1 protein-coding gene is annotated in these 1,349 nt (G+C 66.1%); it reads right to left on the bottom strand.

What is annotated here, in order from left to right; genetic code table 11:
- Window positions 1-29: 29 nt before the first annotated feature.
- Window positions 30-1,274: an ISL3 family transposase gene (locus AB7849_RS19470; RefSeq protein ID WP_369501567.1), complete on the bottom strand. Its 1,245-nt coding sequence runs from the start codon at window positions 1,272-1,274 to the stop codon at window positions 30-32.
- Window positions 1,275-1,349: the final 75 nt, after the last annotated feature.

The following is a 1,349-nucleotide window of genomic DNA, read 5'->3' as shown; positions in this document are numbered from 1 at the left end:
GGCTCTCTCTCGATTCGTGTGGTTGACCTTTACCCGACCACCTGTTGAGCCGCATGCGTCCACGGGTTTTTCGGCAGGTGCTTGAGGTTGGCGCAGATCAGGTAGCTCATGACGATCAGGTGGCGGTCGGTGCCGTAGCCTCGGGCCCGCGCCTTGGCCGCCTGGATGCGCCCGTTGATCCCTTCGGCAAAACCGTTGCTGAGCCCGGAGCGGAAGTGTTCAAGAATGCCTTCGCGGTGCTTCCTGATGGTCGCGGCGAGCCGCTTGAACGGCGTCAGCCGGCAGCGCCTTGCCCAGTGGATCCACCCATCGAGCAGGATGGTGGCCTGGGCAAGATGGCCGCCCTTGGCGAACACCGCGCGCAGCGCCTGCTTGAGTCGCCACGCGCGTGCCGTCTGCAGGTTCGAGCGTTGCAGCCAGTGCATCTGGTCGATCTGCTTGCGCGTCCAGTTCGCCGCGTCCTTGAGCGTGCCCCAGCGAATGCCCTTCAGACCATCCACCTGCTTGACCTCGGCGCGCCGCACCTGATCCAACGCCTCGTTGGCCAATGCCACCACGTGGAACGGATCGAAGCTGATCTTCGCGTTCGGGCAGTATTCGCGCGTGCCGGCCTGATAGGCCGCGCCAAGATCCAGACTGACGTCGGTGATCGCCGCCGCATCGCCGCCATGCGCGGCCAGGTCGCCGGCGAACGCCTTGAACGTGTCGGCCTTGCGGCCCTGCACGGCGAACAGCAGGCGGCGTGCGGCCAGATCGCAGAACAAAGTGAGGAAGCGTTGTCCCTTGCGCGCACTGCGTTCGTCGGCGCTGACCCGGCGCACGTCCGAAAAGTCCTCGCGCGCCCGAGCGGCTTCGACGTGAAAGTCCAGCACACGCCAGATGCGGTCATCGGACACGCCCAGCAGCGCCGCCACCGCACTCACCGGCATCTGCGTGCACAGCGCGATGACGAAGGCCTCCAGTGTCTCGGTGAAACCCGCGCCAGCGCGCGCCCATGGCACGTCGACCTGGTTCGTTTTCTCGCACTCCCGGCAACCGATGCGTGGCACCTTGGCCTCGATCAGGGCCCGATATTGGAAGAAGTTCAGGTGTTGCCAGCGACGCGGCAGGCGATCGTGAATCGGCTGATCGGCTGCGCCGCACGCCGGGCACGCCAGCCGCTTGGCCGTGCACTCGACCGTGAACACGATGCGTCCGGCGGCCTGCTGAAAGTCGACATGGGCCACGCGCCACGGCGCGGCCAGCCCGAGAGCTTGGGTAAAGAGCGTTTCCATCCGCCAAGCGTGCACTCAGCACCGCATCCGAGGCAAGATCGCCGTCGTGTCAACCACACCAGACGCGAGAGAGCC

It is taken from the genome of Rhodanobacter sp. FW021-MT20 (assembly GCF_041107475.1).
In the GTDB taxonomy this organism is placed as follows: Bacteria; Pseudomonadota; Gammaproteobacteria; order Xanthomonadales; family Rhodanobacteraceae; genus Rhodanobacter_A; species Rhodanobacter_A glycinis.
The sequence above is the reverse complement of the archived record's forward strand: the minus strand, read 5'-3'. Positions and strand labels throughout refer to the sequence as shown.

Bases quoted from the DNA above. Each gene is read 5' to 3' on its own strand.
- AB7849_RS19470 (WP_369501567.1), bottom strand. From the start codon at position 1,274: ATGGAAACGCTCTTTACCCAAGCTCTCGGGCTGGCCGCGCCGTGGCGC.